General features: G+C 71.8%; 22 protein-coding genes. 14 read left to right on the forward strand and 8 right to left on the reverse strand.

Annotated elements, in window-relative coordinates:
* Positions 1-35: 35 nt before the first annotated feature.
* Positions 36-1,517 (reverse strand): helix-turn-helix domain-containing protein, encoded by a 1,482-nt coding sequence (locus tag ABZ434_RS10065; protein ID WP_359133737.1) that lies wholly within the window; start codon positions 1,515-1,517, stop codon positions 36-38.
* A 337-nt stretch (positions 1,518-1,854) separates the two neighbouring features.
* Here ABZ434_RS10065 and dnaN point away from each other — a divergent pair, with 337 nt between their 5' ends.
* Positions 1,855-2,988 (forward strand): DNA polymerase III subunit beta, encoded by a 1,134-nt coding sequence (dnaN, locus tag ABZ434_RS10070; RefSeq protein ID WP_359133739.1) that lies wholly within the window; start codon positions 1,855-1,857, stop codon positions 2,986-2,988.
* A gap of 43 nt (positions 2,989-3,031) precedes the next feature.
* On the opposite strand, the gene ABZ434_RS10075 is transcribed toward dnaN, so the two are convergent.
* From ABZ434_RS10075 to ABZ434_RS10085, 3 genes are all read right to left on the reverse strand, one after another.
* Positions 3,032-4,996 carry a protein kinase gene (locus tag ABZ434_RS10075; RefSeq protein ID WP_359133742.1) on the reverse strand — a complete coding sequence of 655 codons (1,965 nt, stop codon included), beginning with the start codon at positions 4,994-4,996 and terminating at the stop codon, positions 3,032-3,034.
* Between the two features lie 160 nt (positions 4,997-5,156).
* Entirely contained in the window at positions 5,157-5,636 is a 480-nt protein-coding gene (locus tag ABZ434_RS10080) for a MarR family transcriptional regulator (RefSeq protein WP_359133745.1), read from the reverse strand.
* Complete coding sequence (locus ABZ434_RS10085; RefSeq protein WP_359133747.1) at positions 5,633-6,226, reverse strand: type 1 glutamine amidotransferase family protein; 594 nt, start codon at positions 6,224-6,226, stop codon at positions 5,633-5,635. Before ABZ434_RS10085 ends, ABZ434_RS10080 begins: the two co-directional genes overlap by 4 nt.
* A gap of 167 nt (positions 6,227-6,393) precedes the next feature.
* On the opposite strand from ABZ434_RS10085, the gene ABZ434_RS10090 reads away from it, so the two are divergent.
* From ABZ434_RS10090 to ABZ434_RS10100, 3 genes are all read left to right on the forward strand, one after another.
* A complete protein-coding gene (locus ABZ434_RS10090; RefSeq protein ID WP_359133750.1) occupies positions 6,394-7,755 on the forward strand; it encodes an aspartate aminotransferase family protein in 1,362 nt (453 codons plus the stop codon).
* A gap of 64 nt (positions 7,756-7,819) precedes the next feature.
* Positions 7,820-8,584, forward strand: coding sequence for a GntR family transcriptional regulator (locus tag ABZ434_RS10095; protein WP_359133753.1), 765 nt, complete (start codon positions 7,820-7,822; stop codon positions 8,582-8,584).
* Between the two features lie 129 nt (positions 8,585-8,713).
* Complete coding sequence (locus ABZ434_RS10100) at positions 8,714-9,364, forward strand: hypothetical protein (RefSeq protein WP_359133756.1); 651 nt, start codon at positions 8,714-8,716, stop codon at positions 9,362-9,364.
* A gap of 43 nt (positions 9,365-9,407) precedes the next feature.
* On the opposite strand, the gene ABZ434_RS10105 is transcribed toward ABZ434_RS10100, so the two are convergent.
* On the reverse strand, positions 9,408-10,202 hold the full coding sequence (locus ABZ434_RS10105; protein WP_359133759.1) for an SLATT domain-containing protein: 795 nt from the start codon (positions 10,200-10,202) through the stop codon (positions 9,408-9,410).
* A gap of 378 nt (positions 10,203-10,580) precedes the next feature.
* Between ABZ434_RS10105 and ABZ434_RS10110 the strand changes: the two genes are divergently transcribed.
* The 8 genes from ABZ434_RS10110 to ABZ434_RS10145 all read left to right on the forward strand — a co-directional run bounded on the left by ABZ434_RS10110 (position 10,581) and on the right by ABZ434_RS10145 (position 17,845).
* Positions 10,581-10,916, forward strand: coding sequence for a YbaB/EbfC family nucleoid-associated protein (locus tag ABZ434_RS10110; RefSeq protein ID WP_359134172.1), 336 nt, complete (start codon positions 10,581-10,583; stop codon positions 10,914-10,916).
* An 82-nt stretch (positions 10,917-10,998) separates the two neighbouring features.
* Entirely contained in the window at positions 10,999-11,598 is a 600-nt protein-coding gene (gene recR, locus ABZ434_RS10115) for a recombination mediator RecR (protein ID WP_266780167.1), read from the forward strand.
* Between the two features lie 101 nt (positions 11,599-11,699).
* Complete coding sequence (locus ABZ434_RS10120) at positions 11,700-12,359, forward strand: DUF5063 domain-containing protein (RefSeq protein WP_359133761.1); 660 nt, start codon at positions 11,700-11,702, stop codon at positions 12,357-12,359.
* 201 nt (positions 12,360-12,560) lie between these two features.
* A complete protein-coding gene (locus ABZ434_RS10125; RefSeq protein ID WP_359133763.1) occupies positions 12,561-13,166 on the forward strand; it encodes a GNAT family protein in 606 nt (201 codons plus the stop codon).
* Between the two features lie 153 nt (positions 13,167-13,319).
* Complete coding sequence (locus ABZ434_RS10130) at positions 13,320-14,591, forward strand: aspartate kinase (protein WP_359133766.1); 1,272 nt, start codon at positions 13,320-13,322, stop codon at positions 14,589-14,591.
* A complete protein-coding gene (locus ABZ434_RS10135) occupies positions 14,588-15,652 on the forward strand; it encodes an aspartate-semialdehyde dehydrogenase (RefSeq protein ID WP_359133769.1) in 1,065 nt (354 codons plus the stop codon). Before ABZ434_RS10130 ends, ABZ434_RS10135 begins: the two co-directional genes overlap by 4 nt.
* Positions 15,653-16,010: 358 nt before the next feature.
* Positions 16,011-16,586, forward strand: coding sequence for a SigE family RNA polymerase sigma factor (locus ABZ434_RS10140; RefSeq protein ID WP_359133771.1), 576 nt, complete (start codon positions 16,011-16,013; stop codon positions 16,584-16,586).
* 98 nt (positions 16,587-16,684) lie between these two features.
* The gene (locus ABZ434_RS10145; RefSeq protein WP_359133773.1) at positions 16,685-17,845 is read left to right on the forward strand and encodes a hypothetical protein; all 1,161 of its coding nucleotides are present in this window, start codon (positions 16,685-16,687) and stop codon (positions 17,843-17,845) included.
* A 139-nt stretch (positions 17,846-17,984) separates the two neighbouring features.
* Here ABZ434_RS10145 and ABZ434_RS10150 read toward each other — a convergent pair whose 3' ends face one another.
* Positions 17,985-18,824, reverse strand: a complete 840-nt coding sequence (locus ABZ434_RS10150; RefSeq protein WP_359133775.1) for an SURF1 family protein — start codon at positions 18,822-18,824, stop codon at positions 17,985-17,987.
* Between the two features lie 79 nt (positions 18,825-18,903).
* Entirely contained in the window at positions 18,904-20,751 is a 1,848-nt protein-coding gene (locus ABZ434_RS10155; protein ID WP_359133778.1) for a prolyl oligopeptidase family serine peptidase, read from the reverse strand.
* Between the two features lie 62 nt (positions 20,752-20,813).
* Between ABZ434_RS10155 and ABZ434_RS10160 the strand changes: the two genes are divergently transcribed.
* Together ABZ434_RS10160 and ABZ434_RS10165 are read left to right on the forward strand one after the other, a co-directional pair.
* On the forward strand, positions 20,814-21,662 hold the full coding sequence (locus ABZ434_RS10160; protein WP_359133780.1) for a methyltransferase domain-containing protein: 849 nt from the start codon (positions 20,814-20,816) through the stop codon (positions 21,660-21,662).
* 75 nt (positions 21,663-21,737) lie between these two features.
* Positions 21,738-22,127 carry a nuclear transport factor 2 family protein gene (locus ABZ434_RS10165; protein ID WP_359133782.1) on the forward strand — a complete coding sequence of 130 codons (390 nt, stop codon included), beginning with the start codon at positions 21,738-21,740 and terminating at the stop codon, positions 22,125-22,127.
* A 98-nt stretch (positions 22,128-22,225) separates the two neighbouring features.
* Here ABZ434_RS10165 and ABZ434_RS10170 read toward each other — a convergent pair whose 3' ends face one another.
* Complete coding sequence (locus ABZ434_RS10170) at positions 22,226-22,780, reverse strand: helix-turn-helix domain-containing protein (RefSeq protein WP_359133784.1); 555 nt, start codon at positions 22,778-22,780, stop codon at positions 22,226-22,228.
* Between the last annotated feature and the right edge of the window lie 26 nt (positions 22,781-22,806).

The raw sequence follows: 22,806 nt of genomic DNA on the forward strand, positions 1-22,806 counted from the left end.
GCCGGGCCTTCGGGCCCGGCGCACCCCCGTTCCCGTCATCCGCCGTCGGTGAGATCCAGCGCCCGGAACGCCAGCCAGAGGTCGTAGCGGGCACTGGGCGACCGCAGGAGTGAACGCTGGAGCACGCTCTCCAGCCGGGTCAGCCGCTTGCGTGCCCCCGGTACGGAGATGCCCAGCGCCGTCGCGGTCGCGCCGAGTTGGGCCTCGTGCTCCAGCCAGGTGCGCAAGGTGGAGTACGAGGGGCCGGTGGCTGCCTCCGCGTCGCCCAGCGGCCGCAACTGCTGCGTCGCCCAGGATCGGACCGCCGGCAGGCGCAGGATCCCGTCCAGCGTGCGCACGCACTCAGGTGTGTGAACGGATCCCGGCGGGCCGACGGCCGGCCGGGCCGGGCGGGGCAGGGCGGGCGTGGCGCGGATGCTCAGGGCCAGGTCGAGCGCGGACTGGTCGGCGACCTTGTTCAGGTCCATGTCCAGCAGCTCGCCGATCAGCCGGAGTCGCGCGGCCAGCGTGTTGCGGTGGATCTTCAGGTGCTCGGTCGCGTGCGAGGAGAACGCCAGCCAGGAGGCCAGGGTCGCCGCGAGTTCCTGGCTGCCCGGGTCCTGGCCGCGGCGCGGCAGATGGGTGAGCAGGGGAGCCAGCAGCGCGTCCGCCCACCGGGCCCCCTCGGCACCGGTCACCAGGGCGAGTTCGGGAGCCGAGCCGAAGCGGGCATGGCGCTCCGGAAGCCCGCGGGCGACGGCGAGCGCGTGGAACGCCTGGCGGTAGGCGGTCGCCGTGTCGGCCAGTGCCGCGTCCTCGCTGATGCCGACGACGCAGTCGTCCACCACGGAGGCGACCTGCGGGCCGAGCCGACCGTCCGACTGCCCGGGCTCCGCGGGCACGACGAGGATCAGATGGCGCGCGTAGACCGGGCACCGCACGATCCAGGACCGCCCGCCGGAGAGGTCGGCGCAGATGCGGGCCACCTCGTCCCGGTCCCGGCCCGCGCACTCGACGACGCAGACCCTGACCGGGTCGGGCAGGCTGGGCTTCAGGGCGCCCGCGACCTGGTGTGCGATCGACAACTGGCCGGTCATCAGCAGGTGCAGCACCGCTTCCCGGCCGCGGGACTCCGCCAGGTCGACGCGGCGGCGTTTGCGCTCGACGGTTTCGGCCGCCCAGCACATGCTGAGCGGCAGGGCCGCGTCGGCAAGGAGCGTGGACAGCCCCTCGGGGAGCGGACGCCGGCCGACGACGGCGAGCACCGGCGCGGGAACGTCCGGCGGCGCGTCCAGGGAGTACAGCAGGGCGGTGTGCGCGCCCTTGTCGAAGGCGAGGGAGCGGGCCCCGAGCGCGGTCAGCTCCCTGGCGCCCTCGACCGCGAGGTCTGCCGATCCGATGCCTGAGGAGTCGGGCGCCCGGGCGACGCCGTGCAGAACGGTGCCGTCGCCGCCGAGCAGCCCCGCCCAGCCCTCCGCACGTCCCGATACCCAGCGCAGCAGTTCCTGCGAGCCGCCCGAGCGGGCCAGGCCGTGCATCCGTACGACGTCCTCCGCCCGCCTCCGCGCGTGCACTTCCGCGCCGCCCCCGTCCCCTGTTCCCGCCAAAACCGGAGTGCAGCGTACCGGTTCGGCTGTGCGAACTGATACCTCTGCCCGGCCACACAGTGCGAACTGAATCTGTCCCCCGCCTACCCCACCGCCTAGAGTCCGAACGCGGTTGCGGGCCTTTCGGGGGAGAGGTACGGGGGCGACGGCATCGGCTCACGGGGGTGGCCGCTGTCGTCGGCCGCAGCCGCCCTTCTGCCGGTTGTCAGTGGTGACTTGTAGCGTCGGGGAGACCGGGGACGGTCGGGCGCGAGGAGAGGTCACCACCATGGAGTTCCGGATCGAACGCGGCGAGCTCGCGGATGCCGTGGCCTGGGCAGCGAGGGTGCTGCCGACGCGGTCACCCGTTCCGGTGCTGGGTGGTCTGCTGCTGGAGACGGCGGACGGCCGGCTCAGCATCTCCGGCCTGGACTACGAGGCGTCCGCCCGCATCGAGGTGCCGGCCGAGACCGTACGGCCCGGCAAGGTGCTCGTCATGGGACGCCGGCTGCTGGACGTGTGCCGGGTGCTGCCCGAAGGGGCGGTGGAGTGCGCGGTCGAGGGGTCCCGGTTCACGGTGACGGGCAGCGGTGCGGGGTTCGGTCTGTCGGTGCTGCCGCTCGACGACTGTCCGGCGCTGCCGCCGTTGCCGGAGGTACTCGGAGCGGTCGACGGCCAGGAGTTCGCGAAGGCCGTCGCCGATGTGGCGGTGGCCGCGGGAAAGGATGACACCCTGCCGACGCTGACCGGGATCCGGCTGGGGCTCGACAAGGACCGGATGACCCTCGCCGCTACGGACCGGTACCGCTTCGCGGTCCGCAGCCTCGCGTGGAAGCCCACGGTGGCGGACGTCTCGGCCGACGTCGTCGTCTCGGCCCGCAGACTCACCGAGATCGCCCGCTCCTTCGGCCGGGCGGGCATGGTCAGCCTCGCGATGGACGGCGGCTCGGCCGGCTTCGAGCTCGCCGGGATGCGTACGACGGTGCGGCTGCTGGACGGCCGGCTGCCGCGCCACGACAAGCTGTTCGCGATGACGGATCCGTTCACGGCGGTCACCGACCGCGCGCCGCTGGTCGAGGCGGTGAAGCGGGTCTCGGTGGTGGCGGACGGGGACAGCCCGCTGCAACTCGCCTTCCGGCCCGACTCGGTGCTCCTCCAGGCGGGGTACGAGGACGACGTGGCGTCCCAGCGGCTGGCCGCGGAGCTGAGGGGTGCGGACGAGCTGACGGTCGCCTTCAACCCCTCCTATCTGATGGACGCGTTGGCCTCGTTCGACACCCCGGTCGTCCGGTTCGAACTGATGGGGCCGGGGCAGCGCGCCATGGTCACCGGGCACGCGGACCACGAGCGCGCGATGCGGCCGGACGGAGCCGGGCAGCCGGCTCACGAACATCTGCTGATGTCGGTCAAGCCGCTGGTCTGATGCGGCGCGGGCGGCCCGAGGCGGCTGGTCCGGCCCGTCGGTGTCAGCCGGACTTCGTGTACGTGAGCTTCTCGCCGGAGTCCGTGTTCAGGCGGCTCAGGGTGCCGTCCGGGAGCAGGGTGAGGGTGGTGGAGCTGCCGGGGGTGCAGGAGGTCATCGGTTCGCCCTCCGTCACCGTGGACGGGCCGATGCTGACCGGTTCGCCGTCGGACGGCTCGGTCGCGAGATCCGCCTGGAAGACGCAGCGGTAGGAGCCGCCGGTGTCCAGCGGCCCCTCTGCGGTGAGGGTGAGGACCGCGTCGCCCACCTGCCCCTGCTGGATGACGAGTTCACGGGTGGAATGGCCGGAGGCGTTGTCGATGCTGCCTGACCAGCTGCCCAGATACGCCTCCGGGACACTGCCGTCTCCGTTCGCGTCGTCGTCCCCGGTCCCGCCGTCGGCGCCGGGCGACGGATCCTGGGAACCGTCCGCGGAAGGGGAGTTGGAGGTGCCGTCCGACGGGGAGTGGTCGGCCGAACCGGTCGGGGAGGCCGTGGTGCTCGCGCCGCGGTCGTTCATGAGCGCGTACACGGACCCTCCCGCCCCGAGGGCGACGAGCACCGCGACGACGACGAGGGCCACGGTCGAGCCGGCGCCACGGCGCGCGGGCGGCTGGGCACCGGCCGGGTGGGGCCGGCCGTACGGGGGCGTGGGACCGAAGCCCGGCTGCTGCGGGTAGCCGTACGCGTAGCCCTGACCCGGGTGCGGCGGCTGCGGGAGGCCGTAACCCTGGCCCGGGTGGGGCTGGGCGGGCAGTTGAGGATAGCCGTACGGGGGAGAGAGCGTCCCGGGCGGCGGCGGCGGGGGTCCGGCCGGCGAGGCGGGGGGTGCGGGGGGCTCGGCCATGGCCGGGAGTCCGTGGTCATGGCCGGCCGCAGGGGGTGCCGGTGGTGCGGCTTCGGCGGACGCCGGTTCCGGCGACGCGTCCTGCGGGGGCACGGCGACGGGCGGCGTGCCGACCGGAGTGGTGGCGACCGTGGGCGCCTCGCCCGGCACGAGGTCCGTGGGTGCGGGGGCCTTCGGGACGGCGTCCATCGGGTCCTCGGAGTCCAGCAGGCCCACAGCGTGGCGGCCGAGTTGGGCGATGAGCGCGCCCGGCAGCCAGGGTTCGGCGGTGTCGCCCTCGTCCAGCCGCTCCAGGATCTCCTCCGTCGAGGGACGGGCCCCGGGATCCTTGTGCAGGCACTCCTGGATCAGCTCCACGAGATCGACCGGCACGCCGGTCAGGTCCGGGTCCTCCTGCGCGATCCGGAACAGCAGTGCGGGCACTCCACTGGTGGCCGCCCCGAACGGAAGACGCCCGGTCGAGGCGTACGCCAGCACCGCCCCCAGGCAGAACACGTCGCACGCCGTGGTCACGTGCTCGCCGCGCACCTGCTCGGGCGCCATGAAGCCGGGCGAGCCGACCAGCGCACCGGTGCGGGTGAGACCGCCGTCGGTGGCGGTGTCGAGCGCCCGGGCTATGCCGAAGTCGATGACGCGCGGGCCGTCGATCGTCAGCAGGATGTTGGAGGGCTTGAGGTCACGATGGATGAGCCCGGCGGCGTGGATGGCCCGCAGGGCGTGGGCGAGACCGGAGCCCAGGATGTGGACGGAGCGGTCGGGCAGTGGTCCGTACGCCCCCGGGGCCGGGCCTGGCGAGGTGCTCGCGCGCCCGGAGACGGTGGCCTGGAGTGAGGGGCCGGCGACGTATCCGGTGGCGACCCAGGGGACGGCGGCCTCGGTGTCGGCGTCCAGTACGGGGGCGGTCCAGGTGGAGCCGACCTGGCGGGCGGCCTGCACCTCCTGCCGGAACCGGGCGCGGAACTCGTGCTGTTGGGCCAGTTCCTCGCGGACGAGCTTGAGTGCGACCACGCGTCCGCGGTCGGAGCGGGCCAGGTACACCTGGCCCATGCCGCCCGCGCCGAGCCGGCCCAGCAGCCGGTAGGCGCCGATGCGTTGCGGATCGGTGGACCCGAGCTTCTCCATGGTGTGCAGTCCTCCCCCGTACGGCGACACACCGGACGGGGTCGAGAATAGCGGCGCGGGTCGCCCCGGTGGGGGCCGGTGGGCGGGGCCCGGCCGCCGGGGTGCGGGCGGCCGCGCCGTGTCGTCGCTCACCCGGCGTGCGGGGGCGATCGCCCCCGCCTCAAGGCGCGGGCGAGGACCTGGAGTCGGGCGCGTCCGGGAGCCCGAGGGTTTCCAGCGCCCGGCTCAGGCGCTCCAGTACCCGTACCGTCTCCGTGAACCCCTCGTCCCCCAACTCCCCGGCCAGGCGCCCCGCGAACTCCGCATGGCCCGGATTGATCCGGGACATCGCGGCGCGGCCCTCCTGCGTGGGGCGGAGCAGTTTCGCGCGGCGGTGAGCCGGGTTGGGGAGGTACTCCGCAAGGCCCTTGGCCACGAGCAGATCGGCGATGCGCTGCACGGCCTGCCGGGTGATGCCCATCGAGCGGGCGATTCCGGAGACCGGCAGCGGCTCGGTGATCACCGCGCCGAGCACCTGCCACCACGCGGCGGTCAGCCCGGCGGGAGCGGCCAGCCGCTCCGCCACGGAGAGGAACCGGCCGTTGAGGTGGAAGACCCCGAGGGCGGTCCGGCTCAGCCGGTCCTGGTCCGCGTGACTCATCCCTGCAGCACCTCGTACGCGCTCGCGTCCGAATCGTGGAAGAGCCGGTACCAGGCGTCGAGCTTCTTCTCGTCGTACACACCGAGTCGGGCGAAGACCTCGCGGGCGAAGGCGACCGGTTCGGTCGGCCCGGCGGTGATGAGGTCACCGTCGGTCACGGCGTCGGCGTCGATGTAGTGCGCGCCGCCCGCGTAACCCGTGCCCGCCAGGTAGAAGGAGACCGCGCTGGTGTGCGCTCGCCCGTCGAGCAGCCCCTCGCGGGCGAGGCCGGCCGTCGCCCCGCAGATCGCGGCGACCGGAACGCCCGCGTCCAGGAAGGTGCGCGCGGTGCGGGCGAAGGGGGCGAGCGTGTCGCCGGAATCCCAGAGCGCCGCCCCCGGCAGGATCAGCAGCGCGCTGTCCTCGGGGCGCAGCCCGGCGAGATCCAGGTCGGGACGGACGGTGAGCCCGCCCATGCTGGTGACGGGACCGGTGGTGGGGCCGACCGTCCGGACCGTGAAGCCGTTCTGGGCGAGGTGGGCGGTCGTGTGCCCGGTCTCCCAGTCGGCGTACGTGTCGTACACGGCCAGGTGTGCGGTCCTGCGGGTCATGACGGCCTCCTCGGTGGGAAGAACGCTTATGACAACATCCTGTCGAATCGACAGCATGTTGTCAACTGCTCGGGGGCGCGGCGACCCGACACCCTGCCGAACCAGGCGGCCCACGCCATACAAGGTGGCCATACCGGGCGCCGCCCGCCGCCGCCTACGCTCGTCGCATGACCCCTCATCCCCCTGTCGACTCCGCCGCCGGCGCGGCCGTCAAGGCCGCCGACCGCGCGCACGTGTTCCACTCCTGGTCCGCCCAGGGCCTGATCGACCCGCTCGCCGTCGCCGGCGCCGAGGGGTCGTACTTCTGGGACTACGACGGCAACCGCTACCTGGACTTCACCAGCGGCCTCGTCTTCACCAACATCGGGTACCAGCACCCCACCGTCGTCGCCGCGATCCAGGAGCAGGCGGCGAAGATGACGACCTTCGCGCCCGCCTTCGCGATCGAGTCGCGCTCCGAGGCCGCACGCCTCATCGCCGAGCGCACCCCCGGCGACCTGGACAAGATCTTCTTCACCAACGGTGGTGCCGAGGCCGTCGAGAACGCCGTCCGGATGGCCCGTCTGCACACAGGCCGTACGAAGGTGCTGTCCGCATACCGCTCGTACCACGGCGCCACCTCCACCGCGATCAACCTGACCGGCGACCCGCGCCGTTGGGCGTCCGACAACGGCTCGGCGGGCGTCGTCCGCTTCTGGGCCCCGTTCCTCTACCGCTCGCCGTTCTACGCACAGACCGAGGCGGAGGAGTGCGCCCGCGCGCTCCAGCACCTGGAGGACACCCTCGCCTACGAGGGCCCGTCGACCATCGCCGCGATCATCCTGGAGACGATCCCGGGCACGGCCGGCATCATGACGCCGCCGCCCGGCTACCTCGCCGGTGTCCGCGAGATCTGCGACCGGTACGGCATCGTCTTCGTCCTCGACGAGGTCATGGCCGGCTTCGGGCGCACCGGCAAGTGGTTCGCCGCCGAGCACTTCGACGTCACGCCCGACCTGATGACCTTCGCCAAGGGCGTCAACTCCGGGTACGTCCCGCTCGGCGGAGTCGCCATCTCCGCCGAGATCGCCGCCACCTTCGAGACCCGCCCCTACCCGGGCGGACTCACCTACTCCGGCCACCCGCTGGCCTGCGCCGCCGCCGTCGCCACCATCCACGTGATGGAGGACGAGAAGGTCGTCGAGAACGCCGCCCACATCGGTGAGAGCGTCCTCGGCCCCGGTCTGCGCGAACTCGCCGAGACGCACCCGTCGGTCGGGGAGGTCCGCGGTCTCGGCGCGTTCTGGGCGCTGGAGCTGGTCCGCAACAAGGAGACCCGTGAACCGCTGGTCCCGTACAACGCGACGGGCGAGGCCAACGCGCCGATGGCCGCCTTCGGTGCCGCCGCGAAGAAGAACGGCCTGTGGCCCTTCATCAACATGAACCGCACGCACGCCGTTCCTGCCTGCAACGTCACCGAGGCCGAGGCCAAGGAGGGCCTGGCCGCTCTCGACGCCGCGCTGTCCGTGGCCGACGAGCACACCGCGTAACGCTGTGCGCCCCTCCCCACGGCCTCGTCTAAGGTGACCCGAGGCCGAAACAGGGAGGGGCGCCATGCGCGCGAGCGGAGCTGTCACACGCAGTACGCTGCGGCAGCAGATCGCGGACGCGCTGCGTGACGAGGTGCTCGCCGGGCGTTTGCAGCCGGGACGGGAGTTCACCGTCAAGCAGATCGCCGAGCAGTACGGGGTCTCCGCGACGCCCGTTCGCGAGGCCCTCTTCGACCTCTCCGCGCAGGGCCTTCTCGAATCCGACCAGCACCGCGGGTTCCGGGTCCACGAGTTCACCGTGGCGGACTACCGCGCGATGGTGGAGGCCCGCACCCTGGTGATGGACGGGGTGATCCGGGACGTCTTCCACGGGCCGGCCCCCGCCGGTGCGCGGCAGACCGCCTACCGGGACGCGCTCGTCTCCGTACGCCGCCGGGCCGAGGAGGCCTCCCGTGCGGCCCGCGGGGGCGACCTGGACATCCTCATCGGCTACGACCTGCGCTTCTGGCGCGAGCTGGGCGCCCTGGTCGGCAACAGCTACATCACCGACTTCCTCCACCGGCTGCGGGTCCAGGCGTGGGTGTTCGCCGTGCCGTACCTGCGCGGTGACGCGGACATGCGGGACTGGCTCTGGAACGGGCACCCCGACCTCGTCGCCGCGATCTCGCTCCGCGACCGCCAGGCGCTGCGTGCGGCGGTCGAGGACTACAACAACCACGCGCTGAGCTGGGCGGACCGGCTGGCTGCCGGGGACCGGGCGCGTACGGAACACCCCCCTCGGACGGACGGGCCCGACGGACCCGCGGACCGGGCACGTCCGAAGCCCTGAGCCCGGCGCACCGGCTGGCGGGCCGGGACGAGCCGGTCCTGATGGGCCACTGTCCGCGACGTCCCGACCGCATTACGCTGTCCCGACCATCGCACCACCGCACGCATCCCCGCATGAGAGCGAGACTTCGTGGCCTGTGACCTGTGGCTGGTCCCCCTCGTCGATGTGCTGTGCCACAGCCCCGACAACCCCTTCGCCGAAGAGATAGCCGTCTACGACAAAGCGCTCGGCGAGGCAGGGCTGCCGCCCGTGCCCGTCTACGCGTACATGCCCGGGCTGACCGGTGACGTGGCCCCGGTCGCGGGCTTCGACTACGACGCGCTGCACTTCCTGCGCCGCGCCTACCTCCTCCACCTCAGCGGCCTCGCCGTCTCCCCCGTCGATGAACTGGGCGGGGACTACGAGCAGTTGCTGGAGATGTTCGAGCCGACCGCCCAGCAGTCGCACCTGGTGTGGCACTACGACCACGCCGGCGCGTACGTCCCCGTGGACTTCGCCGTGCCGCTGTCCACCGACGCCCTGCTGGAGGGCGGCGGTCCGCTGGGCTCGGCACACGGACTGCTGCGGGAGCTGCAGTTCGTCGCCCCGTCCATCGGCATCGACCCGGCCAACCCGCCGCCCGCCCCGATGCCGCCCGCCGCGCCGACCTCACTGGAGGAACCGGCGATGCCGGTCCCGTACGACAGCAGTCCGTTCGCCCGGGAACGCCACGTCTGGCTCGGCCTGCACGCGGCGGTCACCCGCAGCCTCGCCCAGGGCTCGATGATCATCTTCAGCTGAGAGCCCGTCGGCCCCGTCCCCCGCGGTGTTCAACGGTGAACGGTCACCGCGGGGACTCCGGCGGCCGCTGCCGCGGCATGTTCGGCCGGCTCATCGACTGCAGCGGGAACCTTCCCGGCTGGGTGCCGGGCTCCGCGCGCCCGCCGCCCGAGCCGCCGGAGACCAGCGCCTGCATCCCCATCGGTGCGGGACCGGCCCGGAACTCCACCATCCAGTCCGCGGTCTCCGACCGTACGAGTTCCGTGATGTCCTCCGAGAAGCGCCGCAGCACCCCCAGACACCGTTCGGCCGCCTCGCTCGCCGTCCCCTCGGCCGGGCCGAGCACTTCGCGCACGCACTCCGACGCCCAGTCGAACTGGAGCACCTGGAGCCGCCGCTGCACGGCCTGAGCCGTGGCGAGATTCCTTATCCAGCCCGAGGTCAGTCCGAAGTACCGGTCGCACGCCATGCACGCGGCGCCCAGCAGCAGCGACAGGTACCCCCAGCCGGCCGCGCCGTGCAGCGCGCCCGTCAGGTCCAGCAGCGGCAGCGCGGCACCGGCGACCGCTCCGGCCGCGGTCCCCAGCCGCAGCGCCCTGGCGCCGCGCCGCTTCCACACCCGGTCGCCCAGATACCAGTCGGCGGTGCGCAGCGCGTCGGCCTCGACCCATCGGTACAGCTCGTCGAGCCGCTGGGCGGGTTCCCCCCAGTCGCCGAGCGGGAAAGGCGTCCCGGTCAGGTCTCTGCCCTGCGCCTCCCGGCTCCGAGTGCCGGAACCCGCACCGGAGGAAGTGGCCGGACCGGGCACACCGGATTCGTTGCGGGGCGGCCCCTCGGGCTGCATCTCCGGCTGACTCACCGGGGTACTCCTCTGCATGCTGCATAGCGACGCGTGTTCTCGACCGCGTACTCGACGATGGGCGGGTCTCTGCTCTCGGTGCACTCGCTGCTCACTGGCCCCGCTGCGACCCGCAGTCCCCCGTGCGTAACCTTGCGTGACGGGAGATGCGCGTGCGTGTACCGGGACGCACCCCTTCCTACCGCCGAATGGTGGGCCGTGGGGTCGAAATCGCGGTATTCCCGGGTGCACACGGCCTCTGGTCAGGTATAGGAGCCCTGCCGCAGTCCGCCGGAACTCACTCGAAAGAGTTGCTCGCCGACGGGTGGAGCGCGCCGACCGGGGAGCACGTAGGCTCGGCTTACCGAAACATTTGTCGTCGAAATGCCTGGAGTGACCGTGATTCCCGGTGGTGGGCAGCCCAACATGCAGCAGCTGCTGCAGCAGGCTCAGAAGATGCAGCAGGACCTCGCGCAGGCTCAGGAGGAGCTGGCCAGGACCGAGGTCGACGGCCAGGCGGGCGGTGGCCTGGTGAAGGCGACGGTCAACGGCTCCGGCGAACTGCGCGGCCTGGTGATCGATCCGAAGGCGGTGGACCCGGAGGACACCGAGACGCTCGCGGACCTCGTCGTGGCGGCGGTCCAGGCGGCGAACGAGAACGCCCAGCAGCTCCAGCAGGAGAAGCTGGGTCCGCTCACCCAGGGCCTGGGCGGCATGCCCGGCCTCCCCTTCTGAGCGCGGACATATCCAACACGGTACGCACCCCCTACGGTACGTACCACGACGCAGCAGCCGACCCGGCCCGAAAGGCGATCCGTTGTACGAAGGCGTGGTTCAGGACCTCATCGACGAGTTGGGCAGGCTGCCCGGCGTCGGTCCCAAGAGCGCGCAGCGGATCGCCTTCCACATCCTGCAGGCCGAGCCCACGGATGTGCGCCGTCTCGCCCATGCGCTGCTGGAGGTCAAGGACAAGGTCCGCTTCTGCGCCGTGTGCGGCAACGTGGCCCAGCAGGAGGAGTGCGGGATCTGCCGGGACCCGCGCCGCGACCGGACGGTCATCTGTGTGGTCGAGGAGCCGAAGGACGTCGTGGCGATCGAGCGGACCCGTGAGTTCCGGGGCCGGTACCACGTCCTGGGCGGCGCCATCAGCCCCATCGAGGGTGTCGGTCCCGACGATCTGCGCATCCGTGAGCTGCTGGCCCGTCTCGCCGACGGCTCCATCACCGAACTGATCCTGGCGACCGACCCCAACCTGGAGGGCGAGGCCACCGCGACGTACCTGGCGCGGATGGTCAAGCCGATGGGCCTGCGCGTCACCCGGCTGGCCAGCGGCCTGCCGGTGGGCGGCGACCTGGAGTACGCGGACGAGGTCACCCTCGGCCGCGCCTTCGAGGGGAGGCGCCTGCTCGATGTCTGATCCTCTTCCGGCCGTTCTCCTGCGGTCTCACGACGGCTTTACGTTCAGCGCCGTTATCTTCTACACACCGTCCGCGACCGTGCCCACGGGAGGTCTCCTCGATGTCTGATGCCACGCTGAACACTGTCACGCAGGACCCCGACGACTTCGCGGTCCAGATCGCCGACCAGATCAAGACGTTCATCGTCGCGGTCACCGAGGTGTCCAAGGTCGAGGAGCCGGAGGAAGCCGTCCCGGTGCTGCTCCTCCAGGTCTCCCAGCTCCTGCTGGCCGGCGGCCGGCTGGGCGCGTACGAGGACATCCTTCCCGACGAACGCTACGAGCCGGACCTGGGCGCCGAGCCGGACGCGGACGGCCTGCGCGAGCGGTTCGCGGCCCTGCTGGAGCCGATCGACGTCTACTCCGAGGTCTTCGACCCGTACGAGCCCCGCAAGGCCCCGGTCCCGGCGCGCATCTCCGACGACCTGGCCGACCTGGTCACGGACCTGCGCCACGGCCTGGCGCACTACGAGGAGGACCGCACCACCGAGGCTCTGTGGTGGTGGCAGTTCTCCTATTTCTCCAACTGGGGCTCCACCGCCTCCGCCACCCTGCGCGCGCTCCAGTCCCTGATCGCGCACATCCGGCTGAACCAGCCCCTTCAGGAGCTCGACGGCCTGGACACCGACCAGGACGCCGGTGACGACGACCTCGCCGAGGAGGCGGGTCGCGTCATGCTCGAGGAGATCGCGGGGCCGCTGGGGCTGCGTCCGGTCAAGTAGGGGCGCCTGCCGGGCGGGGCGCCTCGGGGGAGTCCGGGCACGCGCCTCTCCCGGCCTCCGCATTCTCCTTGGCGCTGGTCTCGGTACCGGCCCCTCCCTGGCACGCGCTTCTCCTGGCACCCGCTTCTCCCTGGCCCGCACGAGCCCCGGCACCCGCTATTCAAGATCATCACGAGGCGTGTCCGGGAATATGATCACCGGATGATCGAAGGCACATCGGTAAGGCTCCGCGCGTTGCGCGCGGACGACGCGGCGCATCACCTGCGGTGGCGCAACGACCCGGAGGTCGCGTATTGGGCGACGGCCGGTGACCCGTGCTTCGGGCCGGTGACGGAGGAGGCGCTCGCCCTCGCCTTCGAGACGATGCTGCGATTGCACCCGAGGGAGTCAGCCGTCTTCACGGTCGAGGACCTGGCCGACGGCTCGGTGATCGGCATGGCGGACTACCGGGACCTGGACCCGTTCACCGGCGTGGTCACGGTCGGCGTGACCGTGGGCAGCCGCGACCACTGGGGCCGCGGGTACGGCTCGGAGGCGCTGAGGCTGCTGGTGGGGCACCTGTTCGGGGCCTTCGGGCTGCACCGGATCGAGTTGGACACCTGGAGCGGCAACGAGCGGGCCGTGCGGGCCTTCACCGGAGCGGGTTTCCGTGAGGAGGGCCGGCGCCGGGAGACCGTGCTGGTGTCGGGCAAGCGGTACGACACCGTGCTGTTCGCGATGCTGCGTGCGGAATGGCGGGACGCATCCGCAGGTGCGGACCGGGCCGACGCCGTGTGGACTGGGACACATAAGGGAGTGCCGGGTTGATCAGCGGGCAGCAGCCCCGTACGAGCAGCTCGGACGACACGCCGACGATCACTTGGTGAGCGGGACATCTCAGCATGTGGTATTAACGGGGCGTTTCCGGGCTGCTCGTTAGACTGAGCCGACCGCGATAAATGGATTGAGCGAGGAGCGCACGTGGGCCTTGTCGTGCAGAAGTACGGAGGCTCCTCCGTAGCCGATGCCGAGGGCATCAAGCGGGTCGCCAAGCGAGTCGTGGACGCCAAGAAGAACGGCAACCAGGTGGTTGTCGTGGTGTCTGCGATGGGTGACACGACGGACGAGTTGATCGATCTCGCCGAGCAGGTATCTCCGATGCCGGCCGGGCGGGAGTTCGACATGCTGCTGACCGCCGGGGAGCGGATCTCCATGGCCCTGTTGGCGATGGCGATCAAGAACCTGGGCCATGAGGCCCAGTCGTTCACGGGCAGTCAGGCCGGTGTCATCACCGACTCGGTCCACAACAAAGCGCGCATCATCGATGTCACGCCCGGCCGCATCCGGACCTCGATCGACGAGGGCAACATCGCCATCGTCGCCGGGTTCCAGGGTGTCAGCCAGGAGGGCAAGAACATCACGACCCTCGGCCGCGGCGGGTCCGACACCACCGCGGTGGCGCTCGCGGCGGCGCTGGACGCCGAGGTCTGTGAGATCTACACCGATGTGGACGGTGTCTTCACCGCCGACCCGCGGGTCGTGAAGAAGGCCCAGAAGATCGACTGGATCTCCTTCGAGGACATGCTGGAGCTGGCCGCGTCCGGTTCCAAGGTGCTGCTGCACCGCTGTGTGGAGTACGCACGCCGCTACAACATTCCGATCCACGTCCGCTCGTCCTTCTCGGGGCTGCGCGGAACCTGGGTCAGCAACGAGCCGCAAGGGGACCAGCAGATGGAGCACGCCATCATCTCCGGAGTCGCCCACGACGTCTCCGAGGCCAAGGTCACGGTCGTCGGCGTGCCCGACAAGCCGGGCGAGGCAGCAGCGATCTTCCGCGCGATCGCGGACGCCGAGATCAACATGGACATGGTGGTGCAGAACGTCTCCGCCGCGGCCACCGGTCTGACCGACATCACCTTCACGCTCCCCAAGGCGGAGGGCCGCAAGGCCATCGACGCCCTGGAGCGCAGCCGGGCCGGCATCGGCTTCGAGTCGCTGCGCTACGACGACCAGATCGCGAAGATCTCCCTGGTCGGCGCGGGCATGAAGACCAACCCGGGTGTCACCGCGGGCTTCTTCGAGGCGCTCTCCGACGTCGGTGTGAACATCGAGCTCATCTCGACATCCGAGATCCGCATCTCGGTGGTCACCCGCGCCGACGACGTCAACGAGGCCGTGCGCGCCGTGCACACCGCCTTCGGTCTCGACAGCGACTCCGACGAGGCAGTCGTGTACGGGGGCACCGGCCGATGACCGCACGCCGCCCTTCGCTCGCGGTCGTCGGCGCGACCGGGGCGATCGGCGGCGTCATGCTCCAGATCCTCTCGGAACACGCGGATGTCTGGGGCGAGGTGAAACTGATCGCCTCACCGCGTCTCGTCGGCCGCAAGCTGGTCGTGCGCGGTGAGGAGGCCGAGGTCCTGGGCCTCACCGAGGACGTCTTCGACGACGTCGACGTGGCGCTCTTCCTGGTGCCGGACGAGGTGTCCGCACGCTGGGCGCCGATCGCCGCGTCCAAGGGGGTCGTCGTCATCGACGACTCCGCCGCCTTCCGGGGGGACGGCGACGTCCCGCTGGTCGTGCCCGAGATCAACCGCCATGCCGCGCGGATCAGGCCGCGCGGCATCGTGGCGAGCCCGAACTGCACGACGCTGTCGCTGATCGTCGCGGTCGGCGCCCTGCACGCCGAGTTCGGGCTGCGGGAACTGGTCGTCTCCTCCTACCAGGCCGTGAGCGGGGCCGGGCGCGACGGCGTCGCCGCGCTGCGTGAGCAGCTCTCGATGGTGGCCGGTACAGAACTCGGTACGAAGCCCGGCGACGTGCGTCGCGTCGTGGGCGACACGGACGGCGGCCCCTTCGCCGCACCCGTCGCCCTCAACGTCGTGCCGTGGGCGGGTACGGACGCGGGCGACGGCTGGTCGTCCGAGGAGCGGGCGATCCGCGACGAGTGCCGCAAGATCCTCGACCTTCCCGCCCTGAAGGTCTCGGCGACCTGTGTGTACGTGCCGGTGATCGCCACGCACTCGATGTCCGTGCACGCCCGCTTCGAGAACGAGGTCGCGGTCGACCGGGCCCACGAGATCCTGGCCACCGCGCCGGGCGTGGTGCTCTACGACAACCCGGGAGCCGGCGATTTCCCCACCCCGTCCGATGTGGTGGGCACCGATCCGACCTGGGTCGGCCGGGTCCGGCGCTCGCTGGACGACCCCGGGGCGCTGGAACTCTTCGTGTGCGGCGACAATCTCCGTAAGGGGGCGGCGCTGAACGTGGCGCAGATCGCCGAAGCGGTCGCTGCCGAATTTCCCCGGTCCTGAACGGGCCTGTTTTGTACGCTCTATGAACGCCCTGTGAGCAACTTGCGGGCCTGAACCTCTTGAGCTGGGGTATCGCGGTGGCCGACGATGACCTTTCGGCCTGCCGCAACCGTCGGCCGGCCGGTCTGCGTCTCAGCGGTCACTTCTGCGCTGCGGGGCGCACATTCGGGGTATTTGGGGAAGAGCGGGTACGTATGGGGTCATATCGCATGGTGTCAAACGCGGTGCCGTATGCGTACAACCCTGACGGGGGGAAACGTGTCCAACTGGCGTGGCAGAGGTTCTCGATATCACAGTGGTGGGCCCCCTGCGCGGCGCTTCGGTGCGACCGCTCAGACGGCCCCGCGCGTCCGGTGGTATGCCGGTGATCGCGCCCATGCCCGCAGCACGGCCTGCGGGACTGCCGTCGCAGCGCGAGGGCGCTGAGGAGAGCGTGACAGCCGGAACCACGGTCGACCATCTCACCGAGACCTACCGTGCCCACTACCGTTCGCTGCTCGGCCTCGCCGCCCTGCTGCTGGACGACACGGCGTCCTGTGAGGACGTCGTGCAGGAAGCGTTCATCCGCGTGCATTCGGCGCGCAACCGGGTACGCGAGCCCGAGAAGACGCTCGCGTATCTGCGCCAGACCGTCGTCAACCTCTCCCGTTCCGCGCTGCGTCGGCGCATCCTCGGGCTGAAGCTGCTCTCCAAGCCCATGCCGGACATGGCGAGCGCGGAGGAGGGGGCGTACGACCAGCTGGAGCGGGACGCGCTGATCAAGGCGATGCGCGGCCTGCAACGGCGCCAGCGGGAGGTGCTGGTGCTGCGCTACTTCGCGGACATGACCGAGGCGCAGGTCGCCGAGACGCTGGGGATATCCCTGGGCTCGGTGAAGGCGTACGGCTCCCGCGGCATCGCGGCACTGCGCGTGGTGATGGAGGCGCAGGCATGAGCAGGCGTCACGACGACGATCACGTGCGCGAGGACACGAACGACGATCGGCGCCGGACCGCTCGCGGACATCGGAATGACCGGACTGGAAACGGAATTGTGAACCACGTGCCGGAGAAGACCCCGCACACGGACGGCGATCCGGGGGAGGGCGTGCAGCCCGGTGGCGACGGCGCCCCTTCCGCAGCTGGCGCTTCCAGCCTCTTCGGTTCCGGCTCCCTGGGCGGTGACCCCCTGGACGAGGCCGCGCTGCGCCGGATGATGCGCGGCGCCGTGCAGGACCTCGAACCGGGCGACGGCACCCTCGAGCACCTGTTCCGTGCGGTGCCCGCCAGGCGCGCGCGGCGGCGGCAGGCGCTCGTCGGGGTGGCGGCGGCCGCCCTGCTCATGGGCACCGCGGTCCCCGCCTTCGTCCACGTGGCCAACTCCGAAGGCTCGAACACGGCCAGCCCCGCCATCGCCGGCCACGGCGAACAGGCGCAGGGCGGCAACGGTGAGGAGCCCGGCGCGGAATCCGGCAACGGGGGCGGCACCGGCGGCGGCGACGGGCAGCAGAGCGGTACCCAGGGCCTTCCCGACAGCACGGCCACCCCCTCCGACAGCGGTGGTCAGGGAGCGGACGAGAAGACGAACGGCGGCTCGGCGGACGACCCGGCCGCCAGTGCGCAGGCCGTCATGCCGGCCTGCACCCCCGACCAGCTCGGGGTCGCCTCGGCCAGCACCGGCGCGGCCGGGGCGGACGGCACGGTGTACGGGACGTTCCGCATCGCCAACGTGTCCGGCAAGAACTGCTCGGTGAGCAGCAGCGGCACGGTGGGCTTCGCGGCGGCGGGCGCGGCCGACCCGGCCAGGATCGTGGTCGTGCGGCACACCCAGGGGGACCCGGCGTCGGGACTGCCCGATCCGGCCCAGGAGGAGGCGACCGTGCTCCTGAAGCCGGCCATGGCCTATGAGGTGCAGTTCGCCTGGGTGCCCCAGGAGACCTGCCCGACCACCGGAAGCTCGCCCTCCCCGACACCCACGGACGGAGCGGCCGGCAGTACCGGGGTCGCGGCCGGATCCACGACGGGCAGCGGCACGGGGGACGGCGAAGCGGGTACGGAGACGCAGTTCGGCAGCGACGAGGGCGACGGTGCGGCCAAGGGCACCGTGTCCGTGACGCACACCCCGGAACCGGGTGCGCCGGTCGCCGAGACGACGATCGCCAACGCCTGCGCGGGCACGATCTACCGGACGGGCGTGCTCGAAGCCACGTCGTGAGGCCCGGGGCGGGGGAACGTCCACGGACGGACACCCGCCGCCGGAACTGACAGACGCTCCGCATCTGCGAGCGTCGACGGGCGGATCCTTCCGCCGTTGGGGCAGGGGGACGCCCGCACCGTCGGGGCCGCGCGGGCGGTCAGTTCGCGGGGGCTTCCTCGTCGGCGATCAGGCCGAGCTTCAGGTCCCGGGCGGCTTCGGCCTCGCGCCGGAGCAGCCGGAACCACATGAAGACGACGAACGCGGCGAAGACGAACCACTCGCCCGTGTAGCCGAGATTCTGGAACGCCTTCAGGTCGAGCCCGCTGCCCTGCGGCGCGGCGGCCGGTACGGGGCGCAGCTCACCGTCGCCCTTTCCCGGGACGTCGGTGAGGGCGGCGCCCGCGGTACCGGTCGCAGCCGTCCGGGCGTCGGTGTCCTGGAGGGTCACCCAGGCGTCGTAGACGTCGTACGACACGAGGTTGACCAGGGAGGCGGCGCTGATCATGCCGACCTGGCCGTCGGGCAGGCCACCCTTCGCGTCGACGCCGTCCGTGCCCGTGTTCTCCGAGGCCTGGAGGTCGCCGGTCACGGTGACCCGGCCGGCCGGTGCGGACGGCACCGGGGTCTGTCCGGCCTTCCCGGGCAGCCAGCCGCGTACCACTGGCAGGGCCTTGCCGCTGTCGGTGCGCAGCATGTCCAGCACGTAGAAGCCACTGCGGTCGTCCAGCTTCCGGCCGGGCACCAGGAACTGATCGGCATACCGGCCGCTCGCGGTGGCGGGGCGGCCGGAGGACACGGTGTCGACGGGCAGCAGCTCGTCGAGCGGCTCGGCGGCCATCGTGCCCGGTGCGGGCTGCTTCTCGGCGGCCTCGTGCGTCTGCACGCGGTCCTCGAAACGACCGAGCTGCCAGGTGCCCATGAACACGCAGAACGGGATGGCCAGCACGACGAAGAGGTTGATCCCCCACCATCGCGGGGTCAGCAGGAACCGGTACACCCCTCCACGGTACGGTCCCCGCTCCGGCTCACCGGAGCGGGGGCACCCCGTGGGCCGCCTTTTATGTGCTCCCTACGCCCTAGGCGCCTTCGGCCGGGTCTCCCAGGTGGCGCCGGGCGAAGTCGAGTTCCAGGCGCACCTGCTTGATGCGCTCCTCCACCACGAGCGAGCCGTGGCCCGCGTCGTACCGGTAGACCTCGTGCACGGCGTCGCGGACCTTCAGCCGGTCGACGTAGTTCTCCACCTGGCGGATCGGGCAGCGCGGGTCGTTGACGCCCGCCGAGATGTAGACGGGCGCCCGCACGGCGTCGACGTAGGTGAGGGGCGACGAGGCCTCGAACCGTTCGGGCACCTCTTCCGGAGTCCCGCCCAGCAGGGTGCGGTCCATCGCCTTCAGGGCCTCCATCTCGTCGTGGTACGCCGTGACGTAGTCCGCGACCGGGACCGCGGCCAGGCCCACGGCCCAGTCCCCCGGCTGCGTGCCGAGACCGAGCAGTGTCAGATAGCCGCCCCAGGACCCGCCGGCCAGGACCAGCTTCGCCGGGTCCGCGAGGCCGGACTTCACCGCCCATTCCCGCACGGCCGCGATGTCCTCCAGCTCGATCAGGCCGACCCGGTGCTTGAGCGCGTCCGTCCACGCCCGCCCGTAGCCGGTCGAGCCGCGGTAGTTGACCCGCACGACGGCGTAGCCGTGGTCCACCCAGGCGGCCGGTCCGGCGGCGAAGGCGTCGCTGTCGTGCCAGGTCGGTCCGCCGTGGATCTCGAAAACGGTCGGGAACGGGCCCTCGGCCGGAGCGGCCGGGCGCTGGACGAGCGCATGGATGCGGCCCCCCGGCCCGTCCACCCATACGTCCTCGACCGGGACGGAGACCGGGGCCTTCGCCCCGGGCGGATCGAGCACCACCGCACCGGTCGTGGAACGGACGACGGGCGGCTCGGCGGCCGACGACCACAGGTACTCCACCGTGCCGTCCGGCCGGGCCGTGGCGCCCGAGACCGAACCGGCGGGCGTTTCCACCCGTGCCAGGGCCCCGTCGGCCGTGGCCGGCTCGTACCGCCACAGATCGCTGCGGGCCTCGAAGTCGTGCTCGACGAGCAGCGCGGAGCCGTCCGGATACCATTCGGCGCCCACATCGCCGGGCAGATCGATGGCGAGGTCCGTCTCCGTGCCCGCCACCGGGTCCCAGATCATCGGCTCCCAGCGGCCGCGCCGCTGGTGCCCTACCAGCAGCCGGGTGTCCCCGGCGACCGGCGCGAAGCCGAGGACCGTGAGACCGAGCTCCTTCGTGCCGCCCTCGGTGTCGTCCAGCTCAGCGACCGTGGTGCCGTCGGGCCGCACCACACGCAGCGCGGAGTGCATCGCGTCGCCGTGCTCGGTGTGCTCCAGGGCGATCAGCGAGCCGTCGTGCGACAGATCGCCGACCCCGGCGGACTCGCGATGGCGGTAGATCTCCACGGGCGCCGCCCCGGGCCGTACGACGTGGACCGTCGTGCCGTCCTCGTCCGTCGAACGGCCGATCACCGCGGTCCCGTCGCGTCCGATGGCGAGCCCGGCCGGGTAGGAGGGCTCAAGACCGGGAGCCGCGGGCTCGTCCACCGCTCCTTCGCTCCCGGCGCTGAACGGCTGGCGCATCCACACCCCGAATTCGTCCCCGTCGGTGTCGTTGAACCACCACACGGCCTCGCCGTCCGGCGTCAGTACGCCGTCCGTCGTCCCGTTCGGCCGGTCGGTCACCTGGCGCTGCCCGCCCGTCGACCGGTCCCATGCGTACAGCTCGTACGTCCCCGTCGCGTTGGAGACGAACAGCGCGCGGTCCGGCGCGTCCTCCGCCCAGTCGGGCAGCGACACCCGGGGGGCCCGGAAGCGCTGCTCCCACGCCGGGACGGACTCGTTCGTCGAACCAGTGGTCTCAGTCATGCCCCCCATTCTGCGCCGGACGGCCGACAATCCGTTCGCGTCGTCCGCAGCCTGTGGATAACCTCGCCGGCATGCATGCTCCGATACCTCCCGACTGGCGCGAGGCCAACCGCGCGATGTGGGATGAGCGAGTGCCCATTCATGCCGAGAGCGACTTCTACGACCTCGATGCCTTCCGCGCGGGCAAGGACGCCCTGCGCGACTTCGAGCTGGCGGAGGTCGGGGACGTGACCGGCCGGACGCTGCTGCACCTGCAGTGCCACATCGGTCTCGACACCCTTTCCTGGGCCCGGCACGGCGCCGCGCAGGTAGTCGGCCTCGACTTCTCCGAACCGGCCGTCGAGACCGCCCGCTCGCTCGCCCAGGAGCTGGGCCTGGGCCCGGACCGGGCGGCGTTCGTCGCCGCGGACGTCCATGACGCGGCCGAGGCCGTGCCGGACTCCTCGTACGACATCGTCTACACGGGCATCGGCGCGCTGAACTGGCTGCCCGACATCGAGCGCTGGGCCGAGACGGCGGCCTCGCTCGTCGCGCCCGGCGGGTTCCTCTACCTGGCGGAGTTCCATCCGCTCACCGACTGCCTCGACGACGCGACCGGTTCGAAGCTCGTGCACGACTACTTCTCCCGCGACGCGTGGGTGGACGAGACGCCGGGCACGTACGCGGACTTCGACGCGCCGACCGTCCACAACCGCAGCGTCGAATGGCAGCACCCGGTGGGCAGTGTGGTCTCCGCGCTGGCCGCGGCCGGCCTGCGGATCGAGTTCCTGCACGAGCACGACGCCTCGCTCTTCGCGCGGTTCCCGATGCTGGAGCGCGGATCGGACGGCTTCTACCGCTTCCCGGCGGAGCGGCCGCGGATTCCGCTGATGTACTCGGTCAAGGCGACCCGGCCGGACGGCCCGGGCACCGGCCGATAGCGCAACGGGCCGGCCCGCCGGGGCCGTTCGCCGAGGCCGGAACCGATTGTCAGTGGTCGGGTCCAGACTCGGACCATGACCACGACTGCTGATCTGCGCGCCACGGTCGAGAGGTACTGGACCGCGGCCGACCTCCGTGACTGGGACACCTTCGGGACGACTCTCGCCGACGAGGTGCTGTACGACCTGCCGCAGACCCGCGAGCGGATTCGTGGCAAGGAGCGGTACATGGCGTTCAACCGGGAGTACCCGGGGGACTGGCGGGTGCGCGTCGAACGGATCGTGGCCGACCGCGGCGGCCGGCAGGTCGCCGTCCGGACGCTGTTCACGGACGGCGGACAGGACTCGCACGCCGTGCACTTCTTCACCTTCGACGCGCAGGGGCGGATCAGCGAGATCACCGACTTCTGGCCCGAGCCGTACGAGCCCCCGGCAGGCCGGGAACACCTGGTCGAGCGGTACTGAACCGAGGGGGCGTGGGGTGCTGAGGGGCGCGTGGTCCTGAGGGCGTGCCGTGCTGACGGGTGCGCGGTGCCCGGGGCGGCCGGAGCCCCGCCCCGTGCTCAGGCGTCCGGCAGCGGCCCCGCCCTGTCCCATCCCGGTGCGCGGACGTCCACGCTGAGCGTGTTCATCGCGATCTCCTCGCCGCACGTGCGGCACACCCACGCCGCGTCGAGATCGTGCGCGTGCCGCGCGTCCGCATCCCCCCGGCCCTCGGCGACGGCCGGTTCATGGACCATCACCACCGGCCGCTCCTCCAGCACCCACCGGTCACCCCAGTCCAGCAGCGCCCGGAGCACCGGAGCGAGATCGCGCCCCGACCGGGTGAGGTGGTACTCGTGGCGCGGCGGCCGCTCGTTGTAAGGACGTCGTTCGACCACGCCCGCCTGTTCCAGTGAGCGCAGCCGGGCGGCCAGCCGGTCGCGTGGCGCGCCCGTGTTGCGTGCGATCGCCTCGAAGCGGTGGTTGCCGAAGAAGATCTCCCGCACCGCGAGCAGCGCCCACTTCTCGCCCACGACGTGCAGCGCGGCAGCCGCGGAGCAGGGCCGGCCGGGCAGCGGGGCGGCGGGCGCGGCAGCCGGTGCGGCAGGGGCGCGGTAATCACGTGCGGCACTCATTCCTACAAGGTTGCCATCTCAAACTC

The organism is Streptomyces sp. NPDC005761 (genome assembly GCF_040630635.1).
Lineage (GTDB): Bacteria > Actinomycetota > Actinomycetes > Streptomycetales > Streptomycetaceae > Streptomyces.